This window comes from Pseudomonas sp. FA-1, assembly GCF_056856075.1.
Window position 1 is genome coordinate 330,696 of record NZ_JBWXTH010000005.1, and the last position, 23,157, is coordinate 353,852.

Sequence of the window (23,157 nt, forward strand, 5' to 3'; positions counted from 1 at the left end):
TGCAAACACCATGAGCCAGGTCTATTCGGTAGCGGTCGTCGTCGGCAGCTTGCGCAAGGAGTCCTACAACCGCAAGGTGGCCCGGGCCCTCGGAGAGCTGGCGCCGTCCAGCCTCGCCCTGAAGATCGTCGAGATCGGCGACCTGCCGCTGTACAACGAAGACGTCGAGGCCGAGGGTGCACCAGAAGCCTGGACCCGTTTTCGCGATGAGATCCGCCGCAGCGACGCGGTGTTGTTCGTAACGCCCGAGTACAACCGTTCGGTGCCGGGCGGCCTGAAGAATGCTATCGATGTCGGCTCGCGGCCTTATGGCCAGAGCGCCTGGAGCGGCAAGCCGGCGGCGGTGGTGAGCGTCTCGCCCGGCGCCATCGGGGGCTTTGGCGCCAACCATGGCGTGCGCCAGTCCCTGGTGTTCCTGGACATGCCGTGCATGCAGATGCCTGAGGCGTACATTGGCGGGGCGGCGAGCCTGTTCGACGAATCGGGCAAGCTCAATGACAAGACCCGGCCGTTCCTGCAGGCGTTCATCGACAAGTTCGCGGCGTGGGTGAAGCTCAACCGCGCCGTTTGACCTGATCGGGGCTGCTTTGCAGCCCTTTCGCGGCACAAGGCCGCTCTACAGGAAGCGCGATGTACCTGCAGGAGCGGCCTTGTGCCGCGAAAGGGCCGCAAAGCGGCCCCCGGCATTACGACGCCTGCGGCATTTCGCCCTTGGCCAGGCGACGATTGATGTCGGCGATAACTTCGGGCAGCTCGTTGATGGTGTCGATCAGGTAGTGCGGGCGGGAGCTTTCGAACATCGCGTGGATGCGCTTGCGCTCGCTTTCCAGCTTCTCGGCGCTCAGGGCGCGGTAGCCTTCCCAGGTCAGGCCCAGGGCGTTGCCCGAGCACACCAGGGCAACGGTCCACATGCCGGCGCGACGGCCTTCAAGGATGCCCGGCACGGTGTCGTCGACTTTCACGCAAGCCGCCACATCGTCGATGCCCAGGGCGATCACGTTGGCCAGGGCCTGCGCCGGCCATGGGCGGCCATTGGGGGTTTCGTCGGTGGCCACCACGTGGTCGGCGACATAGCCGTTCTGCTTGGCCAGCTCCACCACCTTGTCCATCACCACTTTCGGGTAGCCGGAGCAGGAGCCGATCTTCAGGCCGTCCTTGCGCAGGCCCGTGAGGGTGTCCAGGGCGCCGGGGATCAGCGCCGAGTGCACGGCGATCTTCTCGATCTGCAGCGGCATGAAGCGCTCATAGATGGCCGTGACATCGTCATCGGTCGGCGTACGGCCGAACACCTTGCGGTAGCGCTCGGCGATTTCGGGCACATTGCACAGGGTGCGGATGTGATCCCACTTGCCCATGCCCATCGGGCCACGGGCTTCTTCGATGGACACCTGGACGTCGAACTCGGCGAAGGCCTCGACGAAGATCTGGGTCGGGGCGAAGGAGCCGAAGTCGACCACGGTGCCGGCCCAGTCGAGGATGGCGGCTTGCAGCTGGGTGGGGTTGCTGTAGTTCATGTGCGCGGTTTCCTGGCAATTCGGGTCGGTCGTTGAGTTAGATGTCCAGCACTTCCATTTCCCGCAGCACTTCGGCTACGGCGTCGACGGCAGCTTGCATGCCTTCGGCTCCCACCACGCCGATGCAGCCGACGCGGAAGGTTTCCACCTGGGTCAGCTTGCCCGGGTAGAGGATGAAACCCTTGGCCTTGACCCGCTCGTAGAAGTCCTTGAACTGGTAGCGGGCGTCTTTGGGTGCATGGAAGGTGACGATGATCGGTGCCTGGATCTCGGCGGGCAGGAAGCTGCGCAGGCCGATCTTGGCCATGCCGTCGAGCAGGGTCTTGCAGTTATCGGCGTAGCGCTGGTGGCGCGCCGGCAAGCCGCCTTCCTCGTTGTATTGCACCAGGGCTTCGTGCAGGGCGGCGACCACATGGGTCGGCGGGGTGAAGCGCCACTGGCCGGTCTTGGCCATGTACGCCTGCTGGTCCTGCAGGTCCATCGCCAGGGAGTGGCTGTTGCCTTCGGCGGCGGCCAAGGCGTTCTTCTCAGCGAAGACGAAGCCCATGCCTGGCACACCTTCCAGGCACTTGCCGGAGGCAGCGATCAGGGCTTCGAACGGCACTTCGCTGGCATCGATCGGCAGGGCGCCGAAGGAACTCATGGCATCGATGACCAGGCGTTTGCCGTGGCGTTTGACCACCTGGGCGATCTCCGGCAGCGGGTTGAGGATGCCGGTGCTGGTTTCGCAGTGGATCAGCGCCACGTGGGTGACGGCGGGGTCGGCGGCCAGAAGGCGGTCGACATCGGCAGCGGTGGTCGGCTGGTCTTCGGCAGTCTCGAAGGTGCTGTAGGCACGACCCAGGACCTTGCAGATCTTCGCCAGGCGCTGGCCATAGGCACCGTTGATCAATACCAGGACCTTGCCATCGCGCGGTACCAGGGTGCCGATGGCCGCTTCCACGGCGAAGGTGCCACTGCCTTGCAGCGGGACGCAGTGGTGGGTGGCGTTGCCGTTGACGATGGCCAGCAGTTGTTCGCACAGGCTGGCGGTCAGTTGGTTGAAGTCGCGGTCCCAGGAGCCCCAGTCCACCAGCATAGCTTGGCGGGTGCGGGAAGAGGTGGTCAGTGGGCCGGGGGTCAGCAGGATCGGGGCGTTGCTCATTCCGTTATTCCTCACAAGCGGTGGGCTGAAACTACGGGGCCTAAGTTGCAATTTGCCGCTCCATCAATCAAATTGTTTGTTGTTATGCCAGCCATAAGTCAGGCCGATAGATATGAACCTGTTCCAGCTGCGTGCCTTCGATGCGGTGGCCCGTGAAGGCAGCTTCACCCGTGCTGCAGAGCGCCTGTTCATCAGCCAGCCGGCGGTGACCGGGCATGTGAAGGCCCTTGAAGAGCACTACCAGATCACCTTGTTGCGACGCACCGCACGGCGGGTGGAACTGACCGAGGAGGGCACGCGCCTGGCGGCCATCACCCGGGCGATGTTCAGCCTGGCCGAGGAAGCCCAGGCCATGCTCGAAGCCAACCGGCAGTTGCTGACCGGGCGCCTGGAAGTGGCGGCGGACGGGCCCCACCGGGTGATGCCGATGCTGGGCATGTTGAGGGCGCGCTACCCGGGTATCACCGTCAACCTGCGCCTGGGCAACGCCCAGGAAACCCTGGCGGCGCTGGTGTCCGAGCATGCCGACGTGGCGGTGCTGACCGAGGTCGAACCGCGTAAAGGCCTGTATCTGCAAAGCCTGGGCGAGTCGCGTATCTGTGCATTGTTGCCAGAGGGCCACCCGTGGGCGATCGGCGAGGGGGACCTGCCCCTGGCGGAGCTGGACCGGCAGATCATGGTGTTGCGCGAGCCCAGTTCGATCACCCGGCGTACCTTCGACCAGGCCTGCGGCGAAGCCAAGGTGCAGCCTCGGGTGCTGCTGGAGCTGGACAGCCGCGAGGCGGTCACCGAGGCGGTGGCGGCGGAGCTGGGGATCGGTATCGTGTCGTCGATGGAGGTGGCCCATGACCCACGGGTGGTGGCGCGGCCGCTGGCGGGGGACGGGTTGGTCAACCGGCACATGATCGGCTGCCTGGAGCGGCGTCGTGAGCTGCGGTTGATCCAGGCGTTCCTGGGATTGGCGGCGAGCTTGTGAGCCTGTGCGGGCCCTATCGCGGGACGAGCCCGCTCCCACAGGTGCACCGCTGCCGTTAAGGACAGCCCATACCTGTGGCAGCGGGCTCGTCCCGCGATAGGGCCCGCACTGGTAAGATCGGGGCTGAATAAACACAGGCGCTGGACGGCCAATGAGCGACAAAGACACCATCTCCATGCAACTGGTGCGCGAGGCACTGCTACAGACCTGCCCGGCCGGCCACCCCGATGCGCCCTTGCTGGCCCGCGCCGGCATCGACGCCGCCGAGCTCGAGCAGCCCGATGCCCGAGTCACCGCCGAGGCCTACGCCCGGCTCTGGCGCCTGTTGGCCCGGCGTTGCAACGACGAGTTCTTCGCCATGGACCCGCGCGGCCTGCGCACTGGGAGCCTGGCCTTCCTGTGTCGGGCGAGCATGGCGCAGCCAACCCTGGGCGCGGCGCTGGACACCGTGGTGAGTTTCCTCTCGCTGATGCTCGAAGACCTGCAACCGAGCCTGGTGCGTCAGCAGAGCCTGGCCGAGATCGTCATCTACGAGCCCCGTGACGAACCCCGGCGCGCCTTTACCTACTTCACTTTCTGGATGATCGTCCATGGCGTGGCCTGTTGGCTGGCCGGGCGGCGCATTCCGATCCTGGCCATCGACCTGCGTTGCGCCGAGCCGCCGTTCTGCGATGACTACCGGGTGATGTTTTCGGAAAACCTGCAGTTCGACCGGCCACGCACACGCATGATCTTCGCCGCCGATTGCCTGGATGTACCCTTGCGCCGCACGCCTGAGGAACTGCAACGGTTCCTGGCCGAGGCGCCGGGCAATATCCTGGTCAAGTACCGCGACCCGGCCAGTTTGGCCCGGCGTATCCGCCACGACCTGCTGGCGCTGGATCCAGCCGCCTGGCCCGATGCCGAAGCGCTCGCGCGCCAGCTGTGCCTGTCCGTCTCGACCCTGCGTCGCCGCCTGGCCGATGAAGGCCAGACCTACCAGGGGCTCAAGGACAGCGTGCGGCGTCAGCTGGCAATCGCATGGCTGGCCGATTGCGAGGTGGCCTTGGGTACCATTGCCGAGCGCCTGGGCTTTGCCGACAGCAGTTCGTTCTACAAAGCGTTTCGCAAGTGGTTCGGTTGCAACCCTGGGCATTATCGCGAGCTGATCGGCGCCTGTGACGTCAAGCCATTGCCTTAGCGTGTCATCGCCGGCAAGCCGGCTTCCACACATACGACGTCAGCGCTGGCCCTGCGGCCAAACCGGTCATCGCGATTGACAGGTTTGGCCATTGCCGGCCTGGGTGGTCGGCGCGAACATCGTCAGGCAACCAGTGCACTCCAATAAAAACAAGCAGGAGTCTGACGATGCGTGACTACGCTCAAGCCGCCCGTTCGTTCGATTACAGCCGGGCTGTCCAGCAGGCGCTGCAAGGCAGCCTCGAGGCCATGAACGCCTGTGTCGAATGTTGCGACCGCCATGTCGGTGGCGACCGAACGGCGTTGGTCTGGGAAGATCGCGACGGCAACAGCGCGCGCTACAGTTTCGAGCAACTGCAGGCCCTGGCGGCGCGCTTGGCCAATGTCCTCAAGGGCCAGGGTGTGGCAGCGGGAGACCGGGTCGCCGGCCTGATGCCTCGTACCCCTGAATTGCTGGTGACCATCCTCGCCACCTGGCGCCTGGGCGCGGTCTACCAGCCACTGTTCACGGCGTTCGGCCCCAAGGCGATCGAGCACCGTCTTGAGCAATCCCATGCCCGGGTGGTGGTCACGGATCGCCACAACCGCCCCAAGCTGGACGAGGTGCAGGGCTGCCCGACGATCATCACCGTCGGTGCAACGGCCGGTGAGCTGGATTTCCACACCGCTGTCGACACTGCCAACGCTGACTGCGAGCCGGTGCTGCGCACAGGCGACGACCCGTTCCTGCTGATGTTCACCTCAGGCACCACAGGCCCCGCCAAGCCGCTGGAGGTGCCGCTGCGGGCCATTGTCGCGTTCCAGGGCTACATGCGCGATGCCATCGACCTGCGCCCGGAAGACAACTTCTGGAACCTGGCCGACCCCGGCTGGGCCTATGGCCTGTACTACGCGGTCACCGGCCCGTTGTCCCTGGGCCACGCCACTACGTTCTACGATGGCCCGTTCAGCGTCGAGAGCTGCGCGCGGATGATCGACAAACACGACATCAGCAACCTGGCCGGGTCGCCCACGGCCTATCGCCTGCTGATCGCTGCCGGCAGCGAGTTCTCGGCGCCGATCAAAGGCCGCCTGCGAGTGGTCAGCAGCGCCGGCGAGCCGCTCAACCCGGAGGTGATCCGCTGGTTCGCCGACGAGCTGGACGTGACCATTCACGACCACTACGGCCAGACCGAGCTGGGCATGGTGCTGTGCAATCACCACGCCCTGGCGCACCCGGTGCATCCCGGCTCGGCGGGTTTCGCCATTCCCGGCCACCGCATCGTGGTACTGGATGAGCAAGGCAATGAACTGCCGGCCGGGCAACCGGGGATCCTGGCGGTCGACCGCGAGCAATCGCCATTGTGCTGGTTCGGTGGCTACCACGGCCTGCCGACCAAGGCCTTCGTCGGCAAGTACTACCTGAGCGGCGACACCGTCGAGCTCAATATCGACGGCAGCATCAGCTTCGTCGGGCGCAGCGACGATGTGATCACCACATCCGGCTACCGGGTCGGGCCGTTCGATGTGGAAAGCGCGCTGATCGAACACCCAGCTGTGGTCGAGGCCGCCGTGATCGGCAAGCCCGACCCCGAGCGTACCGAGCTGATCAAGGCATTCGTGGTGCTGGCCAAGGGCGTCGAAGGCAGCGCCGAATTGCAAGAAACCTTGCGCCAGCATGTCCGCCAGCGCCTCTATGCCCATGCCTACCCCCGGGAAATCGAATTCGTCAGCGAGCTGCCCAAGACCCCGAGCGGCAAGCTGCAACGCTTCATCCTGCGCAACCAGGAAATCGCTCTACAACAAGCCGCGCTGGCCGCCCGCGCCAGCGCCTGAAGGAACGACACCATGCACATAGCCAACAAACACTTCATCGTCAGCGGCGCCGCCTCCGGGCTCGGTGCTGCCACCGCGCAGATGCTGGTCGAAGCCGGCGCCAAGGTCATGCTGGTCGACCTCAATGCCGAGGCGGTCGCGGCCAAGGCCCGCGAGCTGGGCGAGCAGGCCCGCTTCGCCGTGGCCGACATCAGCGACGAGCAGGCCGCCCAGGCGGCGGTGCAGGCCGCCGTCAGCGCCTTCGGCAGCCTGCACGGGCTGGTCAACTGCGCCGGCATCGTCGGCGCCGAGAAGGTCCTGGGCAAACAAGGCCCCCATGGGCTGGCCAGTTTCGCCAAGGTCATCAACGTCAACCTGGTCGGCAGCTTCAACCTGCTGCGCCTGGCCGCCGCGGCCATAGCCGAGGGGCAGGCGGACGAAGGCGGCGAGCGTGGCGTGATCATCAACACCGCCTCCATCGCTGCCTACGACGGCCAGATTGGCCAGGCTGCCTATGCTGCCTCCAAGGGCGCCATCGCCAGCCTGACCTTGCCGGTAGCCCGTGAACTGGCGCGTTTCGGTATCCGCGTCATGACCATCGCCCCGGGCATCTTCGAAACGCCCATGATGGCCGGTATGACCCAGGAGGTCCGCGATTCGCTGGCCGCCGGCGTGCCATTCCCGCCGCGCCTGGGGCGCCCGCAGGAATACGCAGCCCTGGCGCGCCATATCATCGAGAACAGCATGCTCAACGGCGAGGTGATCCGCCTCGACGGTGCCCTGCGCATGGCTGCCAAGTAAGGAGAACCGCACATGACTCTCGCCAACGACCCGATCGTCATCGTCAGCGCCGTGCGCACGCCCATGGGTGGCCTGCAGGGCGACCTCAAGAGCCTGACCGCACCGCAGCTGGGCGCTGCCGCCATTCGTGCAGCGGTCGAGCGCGCCGGTATCGCCAGCGACAGCGTCGAGCAGGTGCTGTTCGGCTGCGTGCTGCCGGCTGGGCTCGGCCAGGCGCCGGCCCGCCAGGCCGCCCTGGGTGCAGGCCTGGACAAGCACACCACCTGCACCACCTTGAACAAAATGTGCGGCTCGGGCATGCAGGCGGCGATCATGGCCCATGACCTGCTGCTGGCCGGCAGCGCAGAGGTGGTGGTGGCCGGTGGCATGGAAAGCATGACCAATGCCCCGTACCTGCTGGACAAGGCCCGCGGCGGCTACCGCATGGGCCACGGCAAGATTATCGACCATATGTTCATGGATGGCCTGGAAGATGCCTACGACAAGGGGCGCCTGATGGGCACCTTCGCCGAAGACTGCGCCCAGGCCAATGGGTTCAGCCGCGAGGCCCAGGACCAGTTCGCCATCGCCTCGCTGACCCGCGCCCAGGACGCTATCAAGAACGGCCGCTTCGCCGCCGAGATCGTGCCTGTGGAGGTCACCGAGGGCAAGCAAACGCGCGTCGTCCGTGACGACGAACAGCCGCCCAAGGCGCGCCTGGACAAGATCGCGCAACTGCGTCCGGCGTTCCGCGAAGGCGGTACGGTGACCGCCGCCAACTCCAGTTCCATCTCCGACGGTGCCGCTGCGTTGGTGCTGATGCGCCGCAGCGAAGCCGAAAAGCGTGGCCTCAAGCCCTTGGCGGTGATCCACGGCCATGCGGCCTTCGCCGATACGCCGTCGCTGTTCCCCACCGCGCCGATCGGCGCCATCGACAAGCTGCTCAAACGCACCGGCTGGAACCTGGCCGAGGTTGACCTGTTCGAGATCAACGAAGCCTTCGCGGTGGTCACCCTGGCGGCCATGAAGCACCTGGACCTGCCCCATGAGAAGGTCAACATCCATGGCGGCGCCTGCGCCCTGGGCCACCCGATCGGCGCGTCCGGCGCACGGATCCTGGTGACCCTGCTGTCGGCCCTGCGCCAGAACAACCTACGCCGTGGCGTGGCGGCCATCTGCATCGGCGGTGGCGAGGCCACGGCCATGGCCGTCGAATGCCTGTACTGAGGTGAGCCATGCTGGTAACTGACGAGCAACAACAGATCGCCGACGCCGTCCGCTCATTCGCGCAAGAGCGCCTGAAGCCCTTTGCCGAGCAATGGGACAAGGAACACCGCTTCCCCCGCGAGGCCATCGTCGAGATGGCTGACCTGGGCCTGTTCGGCATGCTGGTGCCAGAGCAGTGGGGGGGCAGCGACACGGGCTACGTGGCCTATGCCATGGCCCTGGAAGAAATCGCCGCCGGCGATGGTGCCTGCTCGACCATCATGAGCGTGCACAACTCGGTGGGCTGCGTGCCGATCCTGCGCTTTGGCAACGAGCAGCAGAAGGCGCAGTTCCTCACGCCGCTGGCCAGCGGCCAGATGCTCGGGGCGTTCGCCCTGACCGAGCCTCAGGCCGGCTCCGACGCCAGCAGCCTGAAGACCCGGGCGCGCCGCGATGGCGACCACTATGTGCTCAGCGGCAGCAAGCAGTTCATCACCTCCGGGCAGAACGCCGGGGTGGTGATCGTCTTTGCCGTGACCGACCCTGAAGCCGGCAAGCGTGGCATCAGTGCTTTCATCGTGCCCACCGACTCACCGGGTTACCAGGTGGCGCGGGTCGAGGACAAGCTGGGCCAGCATGCCTCCGACACCTGCCAGATCGTGTTCGACAACGTGCGTGTACCGGTGGCGAACCGCCTGGGTGAGGAGGGCGAAGGCTACAAGATCGCCCTGGCCAACCTGGAAGGCGGGCGTATCGGCATCGCCGCCCAGTCGGTGGGCATGGCCCGCGCGGCGTTCGAGGTGGCACGCGACTATGCCAACGAGCGGCAGAGCTTCGGCAAGCCCCTGATCGAGCACCAGGCAGTGGCCTTCCGCCTGGCCGATATGGCCACGCGTATCGCCGTGGCCCGGCAGATGGTGCTGCATGCTGCGGCCCTGCGCGATGCTGGCCGCCCGGCGCTGGTGGAGGCGTCCATGGCGAAGCTTTTCGCCTCGGAAATGGCCGAAAAGGTCTGTTCGGACGCCTTGCAGACGCTCGGCGGATATGGCTATCTGAGTGACTTCCCGCTGGAGCGGATCTACCGCGACGTTCGGGTTTGCCAGATCTACGAAGGCACCAGCGACATTCAGCGCATGGTCATTGCGCGCAATCTTTGAAGGAGCAGTCTGCATGGCATTCGAAACCATCCTGTTGGACATCCACGGCAAGGTCGGCCTGATCACCCTCAACCGCCCGCAGGCGCTCAACGCCTTGAACGCGCAGATCGTCGGCGAGATCAACCAGGCCCTGGACCAGCTCGAGCGAGACCCGAACATCGGCTGCGTGGTGCTCACCGGCTCCGCCAAGGCCTTTGCCGCAGGTGCCGACATCAAGGAAATGGCCGAGCTCAAGTACCCACAGATCTACGTAGAGGACCTGTTCAGCGACGCCGACCGCATCGCCAACCGCCGCAAGCCAATCATCGCCGCGGTGTCCGGCTTCGCCCTGGGCGGTGGTTGCGAACTGGCGATGATGTGCGACTTCATCCTGGCCGCCGATAACGCCAAGTTCGGCCAGCCGGAGATCAACCTGGGCGTGTTGCCGGGCATGGGCGGTACCCAGCGCCTGACCCGCGCGGTGGGCAAGGCCAAGGCCATGGAGCTGTGTCTGACCGGGCGCCTGATGGGCGCCGAAGAGGCCGAGCGCGCCGGGTTGGTGGCCCGCGTGGTGCCACAAGCCGAGCTGCTCGAGGAGGCCTTGAAGGCCGCCGCGACCATCGCCAGCAAATCCATCCCGGTGAGCATGATGGTCAAGGAAAGCGTCAACCGCGCCTTCGAAATCACCCTGAGCGAGGGCGTGCGCTTCGAGCGTCGGGTGTTCCACGCAGCCTTCGCCACGGAGGATCAGAAAGAGGGCATGGCTGCCTTCATCGCCAAGCGCGAGGCGCAGTTCAAGGATCGGTGAGAACAGTCGGGGCGCCTGAAGGCGCCCCGGTCGTTTCAGACGTTGAAGAAGTACTGCTGCGCATCGGCCAGGGAAATCGGGCTGCGGTAGACCTCTTCGACCTGCCCGGTGTCCGACCGGTCGGCTTGCGCGCCTTGGGCGTACCGCTGCGCTGCCGGCTTGAGGTGGCCGGCGACGAAGGCACGTTTGTCGGCCTCGAGCGTGCGGTAGTGAAAATGCGCGACCCAAAGCAATGATTCGCCCTGGTAGATCCCATAGTCATCCAGGTAGTCCGCAGGCCTGCCCTTGACCCGGGCGAGCCGTTTGCGCGGGCTCTCCACGCGGACGGTCACAATGCCCTGATCGATGAGAAAGCGCAGCTCGGCCATTCGCGGTTTTTGTTCCAGCGCCGCTTTGGTGCGCAGCTCGATCGCCTTGCGGGTCAGTTGAGCGTCCAGGTCCTCCAGTTCCTTGATCGTTCCTGCGGCATCGCGGTTGCCACTGACCTCGTCCGTCTGGTTGTCCGTCGTCAGGTGCTGCTCGATCGCCTCGCGCAAGGTACGCAGGCGGTCGCGCTGATGGTGCAGCAATTCTTCGATCTCGATGGGCAGGTATTGGCTGAAGGTGCCGCCTTCCAGGCGTTGCAGTTCTTTGCGCGCGGTCTGCAGGCGCGCTTGGCTGTCCTTGAGCAGATGTTTGAGTTTGCGCACGGCAGAGGGTTTGGCAGGTGCCTGCGCCGCAAGCTCCACCCAACAATCGTTTTCCAGTTTGTAGCTGAGTGAACTGGCATTGTGTGGCGCAGTCGGGATATCGACGATGGTGTCGTCGTCAGGGCGGACATTGCCCAGCAGTACATCGCCTTCCTGGGTTTCGATCAGGCCTGGCACCTGCTTGCGCAGTTGGGTGACCGTGTTGCTGGGGAGCGTTGCGGCGTATTCGTCGAGCGTGGGTTGCAGTTCCTTGGCCGCGCTGTCGATGTCTTCGAACAGTTGGGTCAGGGGCTGCTGGGCTGTGTCCAGGTTCAAGTGGGCCTTGAGGTTGCCCAACCGGCGACGTGCTGTCTTGAAATGACCGTCGATGCTGATGGCCAACCGACTGACCACATCGTCATTGTGCTGCTCAAGGGCCAACAGTTGCTGGCGCTGGGCAAATGCCAGGTCAAGGCTTTCGCTACAGCGTTGCAGCCAATACTCGCTGTCGTCGTCGAGCGTTTCGAGCAGCGACAAGCGGTTGACGCAAGCCTCGATACGCGACCAGCGCCACGTCAGCGGTGATTTGACCAGCTCCCAACCGATCGAGGCTGCGTTGCGGTATTCGATGATCTTCGGTTGAGAACGGCTGGCAAGCCGCTGAAGTTGCTCCATGCCATCGACCAGGCTCTGGCTGTTGTCCAGCAACTTGTCCAGCAGCGGCAGCAACGTATCGATGCGCTGCCCCAGGCTGCGCTTGTCCGCCTCGGTCAGCTCGTAACCCCCGTGCTGCAGCTTGATCATTTCATCGATCTGTTCCCGGATGGGCGCATGCAGCCAGGACAGGGTTTCATCGATCTTCTTTGCGTAATGCAATTGCTGGGACAGGGCATAGGCGCGCTTGACCTTGTATTCGTGCAGCGGCTTGAGCGCATTGAATTGATTGATGCGTTGCAAGTGCTCTTGCCAGAACGTGGTGAAGCCCTCGAGCTTCGCCAGATAGTTGCGCAGGATGCGCTCAGGTGCCTTGCGGTGGGCCAGCCCTGCCGCCTTGTCGAGGTATTCGCGCTGGGTCTTCTGGTGGGTCACGTCCTGCTGGATCTGGGTCTGCAGCGCTGCCAGCTCTTGCTGGTTGGCGTTGCGCAGCTGCTCGACCCGGCGATGCAGCGGCATGCCCGCGCGCAGGCGCAGGCCCAAGTCCAGCTGCCAGCGACCGGCCTCGTCGCGTCGCAGCCAAGGGCCTTTGACGAGTTCGTCTTTGCTGTCGACGATGCGCGGACACTGTTGATTGGCATCGAATTCGACCTGGTAGACCTTGTCGTCGAGGGCAACCCAGCTTCTGTCTTTATAGAAATACAGGTCCTTTAGGAGGCCGTTGGGGATGGGCTTGCCCAACCGGGCCAGGGGGGTATCCGCGCAGAGTGCTTCCAGGTTTTTTCGCTGTACGGGGTCGAGCGTGCGCTTGGGGTTTGCCCAGGAAAAATCCAGGACCTGCTCGCGTGACGACACGGTCAGTGTGGGCAGGGCCGGTAGCAAGGCTGTAGCAGGGTCGGTACGAGACCGTCGCGAAGCGGCTTGGCGCAGCGCCTCGATGCGCTTGAAGGCATGGTTGAGCAGGAGCAATGCCAGGTTGACGAGAAACTCCACGAGAGCGGCGATCCGTTCGCCTGCACTCCGCTGTTGGTGTTCGCCCACCAGTTCGAGGAAGGCAGTTTCCAGTTGGATTGTCCAGATCGGCGCGGCCAATGGCTCGGCTGTGAAGGGCAGTACAGTATTGAGGAGCAGCCAGCCCAGGGATTTCCATCGTTCCCATCGGGCTTGGGCGCTGGTCTGGGCATGGGCTTGGAACTGGCTGATGGTTTCATCGATGCACCCTTGGTAGACGGCGTGGGCAGGATCGGCCAATGCAGGTTCCTGCGCCAGGGTGACCGGTGCGGGAGCGCCGAACGGGACGGCCCAGTCGTCTTCCAGGGGGTGGAACAGGTGGGGTTCGAGGAAGCCGCCATGGGCATAGACCTTGCGGTCCTGTTCAGGCAAGCGATCGAGCAGATCGTCTTGCAGTGCACCGGGGGCGGCGATCGCATCAAGCAGTGCCTGCCTGTCGTCGAAAGCCAGCAAGGGTTCGCTGTGCAACGGACGGTATAGCAGGCACGGCTGCGAGGTGGCGGTTTGTGCCTCGATCAGCCATGTGTTGAGCGGGTGGTCGGGGCTGGCATCCAGGCTTCTGAGCAGCCCGAACTGGCGCAGTTGCCAGGACGTGCTGCGTTGCGGGGTCTCGGCAAACACGTCACCGATACTTTTTATAGCGTCGAAGTCTATCGGTTTGCCCTGCAGGTTCAGCGCCATGGCAAGGGCGGGTAGCTGGGTGTGCAGTTGCCGTCTTAGCAACGATTCGCGACGCGACCGCTGCGACGGATCGTCCAATAGGGTGGCGCGCAACATGGCGGGGTAGTGTTTTGCGACATCCGCGTCGGTGATGAGGTTGCGCAAGTAGGTTTCATCGAACCAGTCCGGCACCGGCTTGCCGTCGAGGGCCTGCAGCGTGATCTTGCCTGGACGCAGCAGCCCCAGGTTGCTGATCGCCAGTTGGGGGAGCGTGAATGTTTCGATATGGGGTGTGTTGTCTGTGACGATGGTTTCGTGGACAGACAACGCGCCGATGGTCGTCTGGGCGTTGACGACCCTGAGCGCCGAGAGGTCCAGGTCGGCCTCGGGATGATCGTTCTGGATGCGAGCCAGAAGTTGTTGCGTGGCGAAGGTCTGGGCATCGGCCACGCCATCGAGCCAAGAGGTGTACTGGGCGTCATGGTAGCCTTGAGCGATTTGGGTCAGCTGCGTGCTGTAGCGCAACAGTTTTTTCGGGGAAGCTTCCTTCAGCCAAGAGGGCAGATGGCTCGCCAGGCGCTCGTGCAAGCTGGCCTCGGCCGGGCTGCACAGACCGAACATCGATGTCAGTCGGTCCAGGGCGACCGACATATCGGTTGCGCGGACCAGATCGTCCCCCTGCCAGGCGGTAAGCTGCGATCCGTGCAACTGCTGGCACAGCACGCCAAGTGCCTGGTTTTGGAAGTATGGCAAGGTCGGGGATACCAAGTGCACGTCCGGCCCGGAGACACCAGGCAACAGTGGCCAGGGCTTGGCGGCATGGCTCAGCAGCGTTTGGCGTGAAGGGAAGGACACCAATTTCCCGGTAGGGGTGTAGAGCAATGTCGTGCCCCGTTCGGCCGGGGCGTCACTGCGTTCGATCAAAAGGGCACTGGATAGCTCCGGGTCCAGTTGCCAGTTGCTCACGAAATCCATGCGCAGATTGCTGACCCGAACCTGAAAGGGTTCCAGGCTGGCTTGCGTGCGTGGGTCAGGATGCGCTTGCACCCATAGCGCTGTGCTCAGAGCCTCGGGAAGCAGCGTCGCGTCACGTTTGCCGTCCAGGACGGCCTGGGTGAACTGTTGCTGCAGGTAATCGCTGTACCAGTGCCAGGGCGTCTGTCCCTTGTCGTCGCTATCGCTCCAGAAGCTGATCAAGGCCTGTTGATACGCTTCCAGCATGAACGGGCCGCATTCATTGATCATGACTGTCAGAGGATCCAGATCCAGCGACAGCGCGTTCTTGGGGTCATGTTCCTGCACCGGGGAGACGTAGTCTTCGTGCGGCGTCAGGTTCAGCGTCCGGCGTAGGCAGTAGCGCTCGACGAGCACATGGCTCAATGGGCGGATAAAAGGAGGGGCCGACGCCGGCCCGAGGCTGACCAGAAACAGGTTGCGAGGGTCTGCGCTGGATGGCAGACGGCGTGTCAGCCATTGTTCGGCCAGCACCTGGGCGGCGATGTCGAGCAGGCTGGGACGGGCATTGAAGCGAATCGCTACCTGGCACTCCAGGCTTGGACTTGTGGGGCGTTGGGACGTGTTGCTCATGGACTGCTCCGGCTGTGAAACGGTCCATTAGCAAAGGCGTTTTCATGCCGCTGCGGTCGGTAGCCAGGTACTACTTTGCATACACCTCGCCTGGCTGTTGCACGTTACAGCGCAAAACCGACGAACTGTTGCCGTGGCGGTGGGCGCAATCGGGGGGATTTCGGTAAATTCACGGATCAATGGTGTTGCCCCTCGCGGCCTGCCGCCTTAGACTGCCGCCCCCTGTAAAAAGAGCCGGTTGGCGCTTTTAAGAATTTCGTTACCCACGCACGATCGTGGGTGACACCCGAAACGCCCAAAAGCCTATATTTTCATAGAGAAATCGATGACCAAGGAACAGTTGCTGGCCATGCCGGCCGATGACTACATGAACGCTGAACAGCTGGCATTCTTCACTGAGCTGCTGCAGGCGATGAAAGTCGAAACCCACGAGCGCATCGAGCTGAGCCGCAACACCATCGAAAGCCTGGATACGCCTTCGGACCCTGCCGATGTGGCCTCGGTGGAAGAAGAGCGCCACTGGCTGGTCAACGCCATCGAGCGTGACCAGCGTCTGCTCCCGCAGCTGGAAATGGCCCTAGGCCGTATCGCTGACGAAAGCTTCGGTTGGTGCGATGACAGCGGCGAACCGATCGGCCTGCAGCGCCTGCTGATCAGCCCGACCACCAAGTACTGCATCGAAGCCCAGGAGCGCCACGAACAGCTCGACCGCCACCAGCGTCAGGTCTGATCGCCACGGTTTCCAGAGGCCCCACGGAGCAATCCCTGGGGCTTTTTGCGTTTCTTTGTCCTGGCGGCAACTCTCTGTTCTTGCCTCCTTCAACAGCAAGAAATGCGCTGGCCCTCTCGACGGATTTCAGTCTTTTCGTGCATATTCTCCCCCTGTAATGTGCTGATGGATATCGAGGCTCGTTCTGCCGAGGGCCGGCGCTATCTGTTGCATCTTTTCCTGCAATTTTGTTGTCAGACATTACGTTCCCTGTAGGGAATACTGCCGAAAAGCCGTCTTGAGGTCTTGGCTGGCAAGCTTGAGTAATAATTCCTGCCTGCCGCATCGCCTACCTGTACAGACGTTTCGCGCATCGCTTGATTAGTCTTTCAGACATCGACTTGAAATGATCGCGTCCCCACGTATTGGGTTGGGGGTGCCTGTAACCGGTTCGAGGAATTCTTCATTGGCAGTCAGTACTCTGGATACCCACGCGTTGTTCGCCCTGGGCGATTTGCGGGCCAAGTTGGCCAAGCTGTTTCAAGGGCGTTTCATCTATGTGACCGAACAGAACCCGGATGGCCTGTACATGGCCGAGATCGACACCGATGACGCCTTGGTGGTCGATAACAAACAACACCTGGAATTGAAGGTCGGCGACCACTTTCGCGCTGCGGTATTGCCCAGTCGTGAGGGTGGCAAGCTGGAGCTGCGCTTTCGCGATATCAAGCTGAACGTCTATGGCGTCGGCGATTACGCCTTCGTCTCGGTGCCGGAAGGTGAAGGCATCGTGTTTCGCGAGGGCCATGGCGTGATGCTGGTGTTCGCCGCCCAGCAACAGGTGCAGGAAGGCCTGGGCAAGCTGCTCAAGGCGGTGACCGGCAAGGTCGCCAAATGGCGCAAGGGCGAGCTGACCACTTTCAAGGCCAGCGAATGAGCGACAAGGCGCCCACCGGTAGAGCGCATTTTCATCAGCAGCACCAGGCCCAGGCCGTGGCGCAGGCCGAGCGCCTGCTGGCCAGGCGTGAGGCGCTGGGGGCCGGCTGGTTGGCTTGGGTGGCAGGTGAGTTGTACCAGCTCAGCCCGCCCGAGTTCGCCGCCATGGTGCGGCGGGAGCTGCAACGCCTGACCCAGGGTTGAGGTATACCTGGCTTGCCCCAGGCAGCCAGCCTCAGTTGCCGTGGTCTCGCCCGCTGCTCACCTCTTCAGGCACCGGCTCGCCGGACATGCGCTTGCGAAACAGGGCCGCCCTGGCCAGCAGCAGCGTGGTCACTGGCACGGTAATGGACAGCAGGACCGGAATCAGCCAGGCATGCAGCACCGGGCCTTGCTTGATCCACGAGAAATACAGGATCGAAGCCAGGCAGACACACCAGGCGCCGAGGGTCGAAGCCAGGGCAGGTGGGTGCATGCGCTGGAAATAGTCCTTCAGGCGCAGCAGGCCGAGGGCGCCGATCAGGGCGAACAGGCTGCCGCCAAGCAACAACAGTGCAGTGATCAATTCCAGCCAGAATGGCAACACCAGGGTTTCGTTCATTCGATCACCTCGCCGCGCAGCAGGAATTTGGCCAGGGCGAACGAGCCGACGAAGCCGAACAGGGCGATCAGCAAGGCGCCTTCGAAGTAGGTATCGCTGGCGTAGCGGATACCCAGTACCAGCATGATCAACATGCCGAGGATGTACAGGTAGTCCAGCGCCAGGACCCGGTCCTGGGCGCTGGGGCCGCGAAACAGCCTGACCAGCGCCAGGGCCATGGCAGTGGCGAAGATGAACAGGCTGGCGAGAATGGCGTTGGCGAGCAGGCCAGTCATTCGAAAATCTCCATCAGCGGGCGTTCGTAGGTGTGCTTGAAGTGCTCGATGAAAGCTGCTTCGTCCTCCAGGTCGAACACATGCAGCAGCAGGACGCTGCGGTCCAGCGCCAGCTCCGACCAGACCGTGCCAGGTACCACCGTGGTGATCATCGACAACGCTGCCAGGCCATGGGCGTCACGCAGGGCCAAAGGAATATGCACGAAGGCCGAGCGTGGCGGGCGTCTGCCGGCCATGAGCACACTGCGCGCCACCAACAGGTTGGAATGAATGACATCGAGGCCTACCCGGCCGATCAGCCGGGCGACCACCAATGGCCGGCGCACATGGGCGTGCTGAGGGCGCAGCGGGGCCATCAGCACCGGCGCCAGGGTCGCAAGGACCGCCGCGAGCAGCAGGTTGCCTGGGCTGACCGACAGGTTCAGCAACAGCCACAAAACGAACAGCGACACGGACAGCAGCGGGGCGGGGAACAGTCGCTTCATGGCTGTACCTGCGCATCGAGGGTGGTTGGGCCAGGCAGCGGGCGGGTCGCCATCACGGCTTCGATATAGGTATCGGGTGCCTGCAGGCTGGCCGCCGTGTCCTGGGTGTAGCGCAGCAAGGGTTCGGCCTGGATGCTGAGCAGGATGCACAAGCCCAGCAAGAGGACGATAGGCAGGCATTCATAGCGGCGCAGCAGTGGCGAGGGGCGCTCCTCGGGCTTCCAGAAACGCTGGATGCCAACCCGCCCGAAGGCGATCAGCGAGGCCATGCCGGAGAGGATCAACAGGGCCACCAGGCCCCAGGCGGTAGCGGACAAGGGCTCATCGTTCGGCGTGCCCAGGCCCTGGGGGTTGAACAGCGCACTGATCAGGCTCAGCTTGCCGATGAAGCCCGACAACGGTGGCATGCCGATGATCAACAGGGCGCAGGCGATGAAGCTCAGGCCCAGGAAGGCCATGGTCCAGGGAATGACCTGGCCGATCACGGCCTTTTGTTCGTCGTCGAGGTTGATGCCCTTGGGCGGGTGTAGCGACTCCAGAGGGGGCGGGATGGCATCTTCCTCGTCGTCCAGGGGCGCTTCGTTGGCTGAGCGCGAGCGTTCTACCAGCTCGGCGAGCAGGAACAGTGTGCACAAGGCCAGGGTCGAGCTCACCAGGTAGAACAAGGCACTGCCGGTAAGGATCGGCTGGCCGAAGCCGACAGCCCCCAGCAGGGTGCCGGCCGATACCAGGATGCTCAGCGCGGCCAGGCGCTCCAAGCGCTGGGCGGCGAGGATCGACACAGCGGCGACCGCGAGGGTCGCCAGCCCGCCATAGACCAGCCACTGGCCGCCGAAATGCGCCGAGGCGCCGGCCTGGCCGGAAAACAGCAAGGTCCACAGGCGCAACACGGTATACAAGCCGACCTTGGTCATGATGGCGAACAGCGCCGCCACCGGTGCGCTGGCCGAGGCATAGGCCGGTACCAGCCAGAAGTTCAGCGGCCAGATGCCGGCCTTGACCAGGAATGCCGTGGCCAGGATCGCAGCGCCCGCGTGCAGCAGGCCCCGATCGGCTTCCGGCACCAGCGGGATCTTCAACGCCAGGTCAGCCATGTTCAGGGTGCCGGTTACGCCGTAGAGCATGGCGGCGCCGATCAGGAACAGCGACGAGGCGAACAGGTTGATGGCGATATAGTGCAGGCCCGCCTTGACTCGCGCCCGCCCCGAACCATGCAGCAGCAGGCCGTAGGAGGCGGCCAGCAGCACTTCGAAGAACACGAACAGGTTGAACAGGTCAGCGGTCAGGAAGGCGCCGTACAGGCCCATGAGCTGGATCTGGAACAGGGCGTGGAAGCTGGCACCTGCGCCATCCCAGCGAGCCCTGGCGAACAGCAGTGCACTGACCCCGACGATGCCGGTAAGGGTCAGCATCAACGCGCAGAGGTGGTCCACGACCAGGACGATGCCGAACGGCGCTGGCCAGTTGCCCGGCAGGTAGACACCGATGGATTCGGCCTGCCCCTGGCTGCGCACCCAGCCGAGCAGGGTGAGGGCGATGCCCAGGCCCGCCAGGGTCGACAACAGGTTCAGGCGGCCCTTGAGCGGGCGCCGCTTCTCGCCGAGCAGCAACATCAACGCTGCCGTCACCAGCGGCAGCAGGATCGGGGCGATGATCAGTTGGTTCAACCCGCTCATTCCTCACGCTCCCGGCCGTCGACGTGGTCGGTGCCGGTCAGCCCGCGCGAGGCCAGCAGCACCACCAGGAACAGCGCGGTCATGGCGAAGCTGATGACGATGGCGGTGAGCACCAGGGCCTGGGGCAATGGGTCGGTGTAGTTGAGCAGGTCCTGGGGCACGCCGTCCTTGATGATCGGCTCCTTGCCGATGAACAGGCTGCCCATGCTGAAAATGAACAGGTTGACGCCATAGGACAACAGGCACAGGCCCATGATGACCTGGTAGGTCCGTGGACGCAGGATCAGCCAGACCCCGGAGGCGGCCAGAACACCGATGGCCACGGCAATGACTTCTTCCATCAGGCGGCTCCTGCTTGGCTGGATTTGGACGGGTTGCCCGGGCGATGGGCGCGCACCGACTGGTGCGCCAGGGCGGTGAGGATCAGCAGCGTGGAGCCGACCACGACGGTGTAGACGCCGATGTCGAAGAACAGCGCGCTGGCCACGTGCAGGTCACCGAGCACCGGCAGGTGCAGGTGGGCGGTGTGGGTGGTCAGGAACGGGTAGCCCAGGACCATTGCCCCGGCACCGGTCAAGGTGGCGCATAGCAGCCCTGTGCCCATCCAGCGCAGCGGGCGCAGGCTCATCTGCGCCTCGACCCACTGGGTGCCGGCGACCATGTACTGGAGGATGAACGCCACCGACATCACCAGCCCGGCGACGAAGCCGCCGCCAGGCTGGTTATGGCCGCGCATGAACAGGTACATCGACACCAGCAGGGCGATCGGCAGCAACAGGCGCACCAGGGCCGCAGGCACCATCATGAAGCCAAGGGCGGTGTCGGTGGCGTGGCGCGGGTTGATCAGGTCGGTGACCACGTCCGGTGCCAGCTGGCGCTGCTGGGCAGGCAATTGCATGCTCTCCTTCGGCGGGCGGAAGCGCCGCAGCAGGGCGAACACGGTCAGAGACACGGCCACCAGCACGGTGATCTCGCCCAAGGTGTCGAAGCCGCGGAAGTCCACCAGCATGACATTGACCACATTGGTGCCGCCGCCCTGGGGCAGTGCCCGGCTCAGGTAGAACGACGAGATGTCGTTGGGCGTCGGCCGGGTCAACATGGCGTAGGAGAGCAGGGCCATCCCGCCGCCGACCAGCACGGCCAGCAACAGGTCGCGCAGGCGCCGCAGGCGTGCGCGCTCCTGGGTGCCCGCCAGCGGCGAGACACCTTCGATCCGTCGCGGCAGCCAGCGCAGGCCGAGCAGGATCAGCACCGTGGTCACCACCTCGACGGCGAGCTGGGTCAGGGCCAGATCCGGTGCCGAGAACCAGACGAACGTGATGCAGGTCATCAGGCCGCATACGCTGACCATGATCAAGGCTGCCAAGCGGTGATACTTGGCCTGCCAGGCCGCCCCGATGGCGCAGGCGATGGCGATCAGCCAGAGTGCGACGAACACGCCCGAACCCGGGATCTTTGGCCGGTCGCCCCAGCTCAGGCCGCTGTAGAGCATAGGCATGAGGCCGGCGATGAACGCGGCCAGGGTCAGCATGAACAGCTGCTTCTGCAGGCGCCGGGTGGTCAGCAGCCTTTCGATGCGGCGGGCCAGCAGCATCAGGTGTACGAGGCCGCGTTCGAACAGGCGCTTGCCGTTGAAGCGCTCGATCAGCGGCGGGTGTGGGAAGCGGCCGCGGCGCAGTTGTTCACGCAGCAGCAGGTAGAGCACGATGCCGCCGCTCATGGCGATCAGGCTCATGATCAGCGGGGCGTTCCAGCCGTGCCAGATGGCCAGGCTGTATTCAGGCAAGGTGCCGCCCACCACGGGCAGCGCGGCGGCAGCCAGCAGCGGGCCGACCGATTGCGCCGGGAAGATCCCCACCACCAGGCAGGTCAGTACCAGCAGCTCCACGGGAGCGCGCATCCAGCGGGGCGGCTCGTGGGGTGTGTGCGGCAGGTCCTGGGCGGTAGGGCCGAAGAACACGTCGACGGTGAAGCGCAGCGCATAAGCCACGCTGAAGGTGCCGGCCAGGGTGGCGATCACCGGCAATGCGGTCTCGACCCAGGCGGTGGACGAGATGAACACCGTTTCGGCGAAGAACATTTCCTTGGACAGGAAACCGTTCATCAAGGGCACGCCAGCCATCGAAGCGCTGGCCACCATGGCCAACGTGGCGGTGAAAGGGATCAGGCGGAACAAACCGCTCAGGCGGCGAATGTCGCGGGTGCCGCTTTCGTGGTCGATGATGCCGGCGGCCATGAACAGCGAGGCCTTGAAGGTGGCATGGTTGAGAATGTGGAACACGGCCGCCACGGCCGCGAGCGGGCTATTCAGACCCAGCAGCAGAGTGATCAGGCCTAGGTGGCTGATGGTCGAATAGGCCAGCAGCCCTTTGAGGTCGTTCTGGAACATTGCCGCGAACGCGCCCAGCAGCAAGGTCAAGGCACCGGCGCCGCCGACGATCCAGAACCATTCTTCGCTGCCCGAGAGCACCGGCCACAGCCGTGCCAGCAGGAATACGCCAGCTTTGACCATGGTGGCTGAGTGCAGGTAGGCCGAAACCGGAGTGGGGGCTGCCATGGCGTGGGGCAGCCAGAACTGGAAGGGGAACTGCGCGCTCTTACTCAGCGCGCCGATCAGGATCAACGGCAGCAGCACCGGGTACAGCGTGTGCTCGCGGATCAGCTGGCCGGCAGCCAGGACCTTGTCCAGGTCGTAGCTGCCGACCACATGGCCGAGCAGCAGCACCCCCACCAGCATGCACAGGCCGCCCGCGCCAGTGACCATCAACGCCATGTAGGCACCGCGGCGGGCATCGCTGCGATGGTGCCAGTAGCCGATCAACAGGAAGGAGAACAGGCTGGTCAGTTCCCAGAAGAACACCAGCTGGATCAGGTTGCCGGAGATAACAACCCCGAGCATGGCACCCATGAAGGCCAGGAAGAACGCGAAGAAGCGCGGCACCGGGTCCTGGGGAGACATATAGTAGCGTGCGTACAGCGACACCAGGGTACCGATGCCCAGCACCAGCAGGGAGAACAGCCAAGCGAAGCCGTCCATGCGCAGCACCAGGTTCAGGCCCAGGCTCGGCAGCCAGAGGAATTCCTCGCGAATCACGCCGCCGTGGGCGACCTGCGGGTACATCAACGCCACCTGGATGGTGCCAGCCAGGGCCACGAGCCCGGCAAGAATGGACTCTGCGTTACGTGCGTTGTGCGGCAGCACGGCTGCCAGGCAACTGCCCACGAACGGCAGAAGCAATAGCACTATCAAGGACATAGCGTTCTAATCTGGAGAAGTTTGACAAAGATCATACGTGCCGCACGGGTGATCACCAACACGCAAGCGGCTGCACGATCCTCTAAATGCGGCGTGACAAGC

The 23,157-nt window shown here is 64.3% G+C and carries 20 protein-coding genes; 11 read left to right on the plus strand and 9 right to left on the minus strand.

Translation table 11 applies throughout. From position 1 onward, the window contains the following. Positions 1-10: 10 nt before the first annotated feature. Complete coding sequence (locus AC1MHZ_RS12170) at positions 11-571, plus strand: NADPH-dependent FMN reductase (protein WP_084854711.1); 561 nt, start codon at positions 11-13, stop codon at positions 569-571. Between the two features lie 115 nt (positions 572-686). On the opposite strand, the gene phnX is transcribed toward AC1MHZ_RS12170, so the two are convergent. Continuing rightward, complete coding sequence (gene phnX / locus AC1MHZ_RS12175) at positions 687-1,514, minus strand: phosphonoacetaldehyde hydrolase (RefSeq protein ID WP_084854712.1); 828 nt, start codon at positions 1,512-1,514, stop codon at positions 687-689. A gap of 37 nt (positions 1,515-1,551) precedes the next feature. Next, positions 1,552-2,658, minus strand: a complete 1,107-nt coding sequence (locus tag AC1MHZ_RS12180) for a 2-aminoethylphosphonate--pyruvate transaminase (protein WP_084854713.1) — start codon at positions 2,656-2,658, stop codon at positions 1,552-1,554. 112 nt (positions 2,659-2,770) lie between these two features. Here AC1MHZ_RS12180 and AC1MHZ_RS12185 point away from each other — a divergent pair, with 112 nt between their 5' ends. The 7 genes from AC1MHZ_RS12185 (at position 2,771) to AC1MHZ_RS12215 (ending at position 10,537) form a co-directional block, all read left to right on the plus strand. Continuing rightward, positions 2,771-3,634: a LysR substrate-binding domain-containing protein gene (locus AC1MHZ_RS12185; protein WP_324816612.1), complete on the plus strand. Its 864-nt coding sequence runs from the start codon at positions 2,771-2,773 to the stop codon at positions 3,632-3,634. Between the two features lie 151 nt (positions 3,635-3,785). Then, complete coding sequence (locus AC1MHZ_RS12190; RefSeq protein WP_482966397.1) at positions 3,786-4,814, plus strand: AraC family transcriptional regulator; 1,029 nt, start codon at positions 3,786-3,788, stop codon at positions 4,812-4,814. Between the two features lie 167 nt (positions 4,815-4,981). Beyond that, the gene (locus AC1MHZ_RS12195) at positions 4,982-6,628 is read left to right on the plus strand and encodes an AMP-binding protein (RefSeq protein ID WP_482966398.1); all 1,647 of its coding nucleotides are present in this window, start codon (positions 4,982-4,984) and stop codon (positions 6,626-6,628) included. A 12-nt stretch (positions 6,629-6,640) separates the two neighbouring features. Then, a complete protein-coding gene (locus AC1MHZ_RS12200; protein ID WP_084854717.1) occupies positions 6,641-7,408 on the plus strand; it encodes an SDR family NAD(P)-dependent oxidoreductase in 768 nt (255 codons plus the stop codon). 12 nt (positions 7,409-7,420) lie between these two features. Beyond that, on the plus strand, positions 7,421-8,614 hold the full coding sequence (locus tag AC1MHZ_RS12205; protein ID WP_084854718.1) for an acetyl-CoA C-acyltransferase: 1,194 nt from the start codon (positions 7,421-7,423) through the stop codon (positions 8,612-8,614). An 8-nt stretch (positions 8,615-8,622) separates the two neighbouring features. After that, a complete protein-coding gene (locus AC1MHZ_RS12210; RefSeq protein ID WP_084854719.1) occupies positions 8,623-9,750 on the plus strand; it encodes an acyl-CoA dehydrogenase in 1,128 nt (375 codons plus the stop codon). Positions 9,751-9,763: 13 nt separating this feature from the next. Continuing rightward, a complete protein-coding gene (locus tag AC1MHZ_RS12215; RefSeq protein WP_482966399.1) occupies positions 9,764-10,537 on the plus strand; it encodes an enoyl-CoA hydratase in 774 nt (257 codons plus the stop codon). A gap of 35 nt (positions 10,538-10,572) precedes the next feature. On the opposite strand, the gene AC1MHZ_RS12220 is transcribed toward AC1MHZ_RS12215, so the two are convergent. Beyond that, positions 10,573-15,117, minus strand: coding sequence for a hypothetical protein (locus AC1MHZ_RS12220; RefSeq protein ID WP_482966400.1), 4,545 nt, complete (start codon positions 15,115-15,117; stop codon positions 10,573-10,575). A 325-nt stretch (positions 15,118-15,442) separates the two neighbouring features. Between AC1MHZ_RS12220 and AC1MHZ_RS12225 the strand changes: the two genes are divergently transcribed. The 3 genes from AC1MHZ_RS12225 to AC1MHZ_RS12235 all read left to right on the plus strand — a co-directional run bounded on the left by AC1MHZ_RS12225 (position 15,443) and on the right by AC1MHZ_RS12235 (position 16,966). Beyond that, positions 15,443-15,847: a TraR/DksA family transcriptional regulator gene (locus AC1MHZ_RS12225; protein WP_084854722.1), complete on the plus strand. Its 405-nt coding sequence runs from the start codon at positions 15,443-15,445 to the stop codon at positions 15,845-15,847. A 445-nt stretch (positions 15,848-16,292) separates the two neighbouring features. Then, positions 16,293-16,763: a hypothetical protein gene (locus AC1MHZ_RS12230; RefSeq protein ID WP_084854723.1), complete on the plus strand. Its 471-nt coding sequence runs from the start codon at positions 16,293-16,295 to the stop codon at positions 16,761-16,763. Then, the gene (locus tag AC1MHZ_RS12235; protein ID WP_084854724.1) at positions 16,760-16,966 is read left to right on the plus strand and encodes a hypothetical protein; all 207 of its coding nucleotides are present in this window, start codon (positions 16,760-16,762) and stop codon (positions 16,964-16,966) included. Before AC1MHZ_RS12230 ends, AC1MHZ_RS12235 begins: the two co-directional genes overlap by 4 nt. Before the next feature lie 31 nt (positions 16,967-16,997). Here the strand turns inward: AC1MHZ_RS12235 and AC1MHZ_RS12240 are convergent, their stop codons facing one another. The 6 genes from AC1MHZ_RS12240 to AC1MHZ_RS12265 are packed head-to-tail and all read right to left on the minus strand — an operon-like array spanning position 16,998 to position 23,055. Then, positions 16,998-17,363: a Na+/H+ antiporter subunit G gene (locus AC1MHZ_RS12240; protein WP_084854725.1), complete on the minus strand. Its 366-nt coding sequence runs from the start codon at positions 17,361-17,363 to the stop codon at positions 16,998-17,000. After that, positions 17,360-17,638, minus strand: coding sequence for a K+/H+ antiporter subunit F (locus AC1MHZ_RS12245; RefSeq protein ID WP_482966401.1), 279 nt, complete (start codon positions 17,636-17,638; stop codon positions 17,360-17,362). The genes AC1MHZ_RS12240 and AC1MHZ_RS12245 overlap by 4 nt, the downstream gene beginning before the upstream one ends. Further along, positions 17,635-18,123, minus strand: coding sequence for a Na+/H+ antiporter subunit E (locus AC1MHZ_RS12250; protein ID WP_084854727.1), 489 nt, complete (start codon positions 18,121-18,123; stop codon positions 17,635-17,637). The genes AC1MHZ_RS12245 and AC1MHZ_RS12250 overlap by 4 nt, the downstream gene beginning before the upstream one ends. Beyond that, positions 18,120-19,799 carry a monovalent cation/H+ antiporter subunit D gene (locus AC1MHZ_RS12255; protein ID WP_482966402.1) on the minus strand — a complete coding sequence of 560 codons (1,680 nt, stop codon included), beginning with the start codon at positions 19,797-19,799 and terminating at the stop codon, positions 18,120-18,122. Before AC1MHZ_RS12255 ends, AC1MHZ_RS12250 begins: the two co-directional genes overlap by 4 nt. Next, positions 19,796-20,140: a Na+/H+ antiporter subunit C gene (locus AC1MHZ_RS12260; protein WP_084854729.1), complete on the minus strand. Its 345-nt coding sequence runs from the start codon at positions 20,138-20,140 to the stop codon at positions 19,796-19,798. Before AC1MHZ_RS12260 ends, AC1MHZ_RS12255 begins: the two co-directional genes overlap by 4 nt. Next, a complete protein-coding gene (locus tag AC1MHZ_RS12265; protein ID WP_084854730.1) occupies positions 20,140-23,055 on the minus strand; it encodes a monovalent cation/H+ antiporter subunit A in 2,916 nt (971 codons plus the stop codon). The genes AC1MHZ_RS12260 and AC1MHZ_RS12265 overlap by 1 nt, the downstream gene beginning before the upstream one ends. Positions 23,056-23,157: the final 102 nt, after the last annotated feature.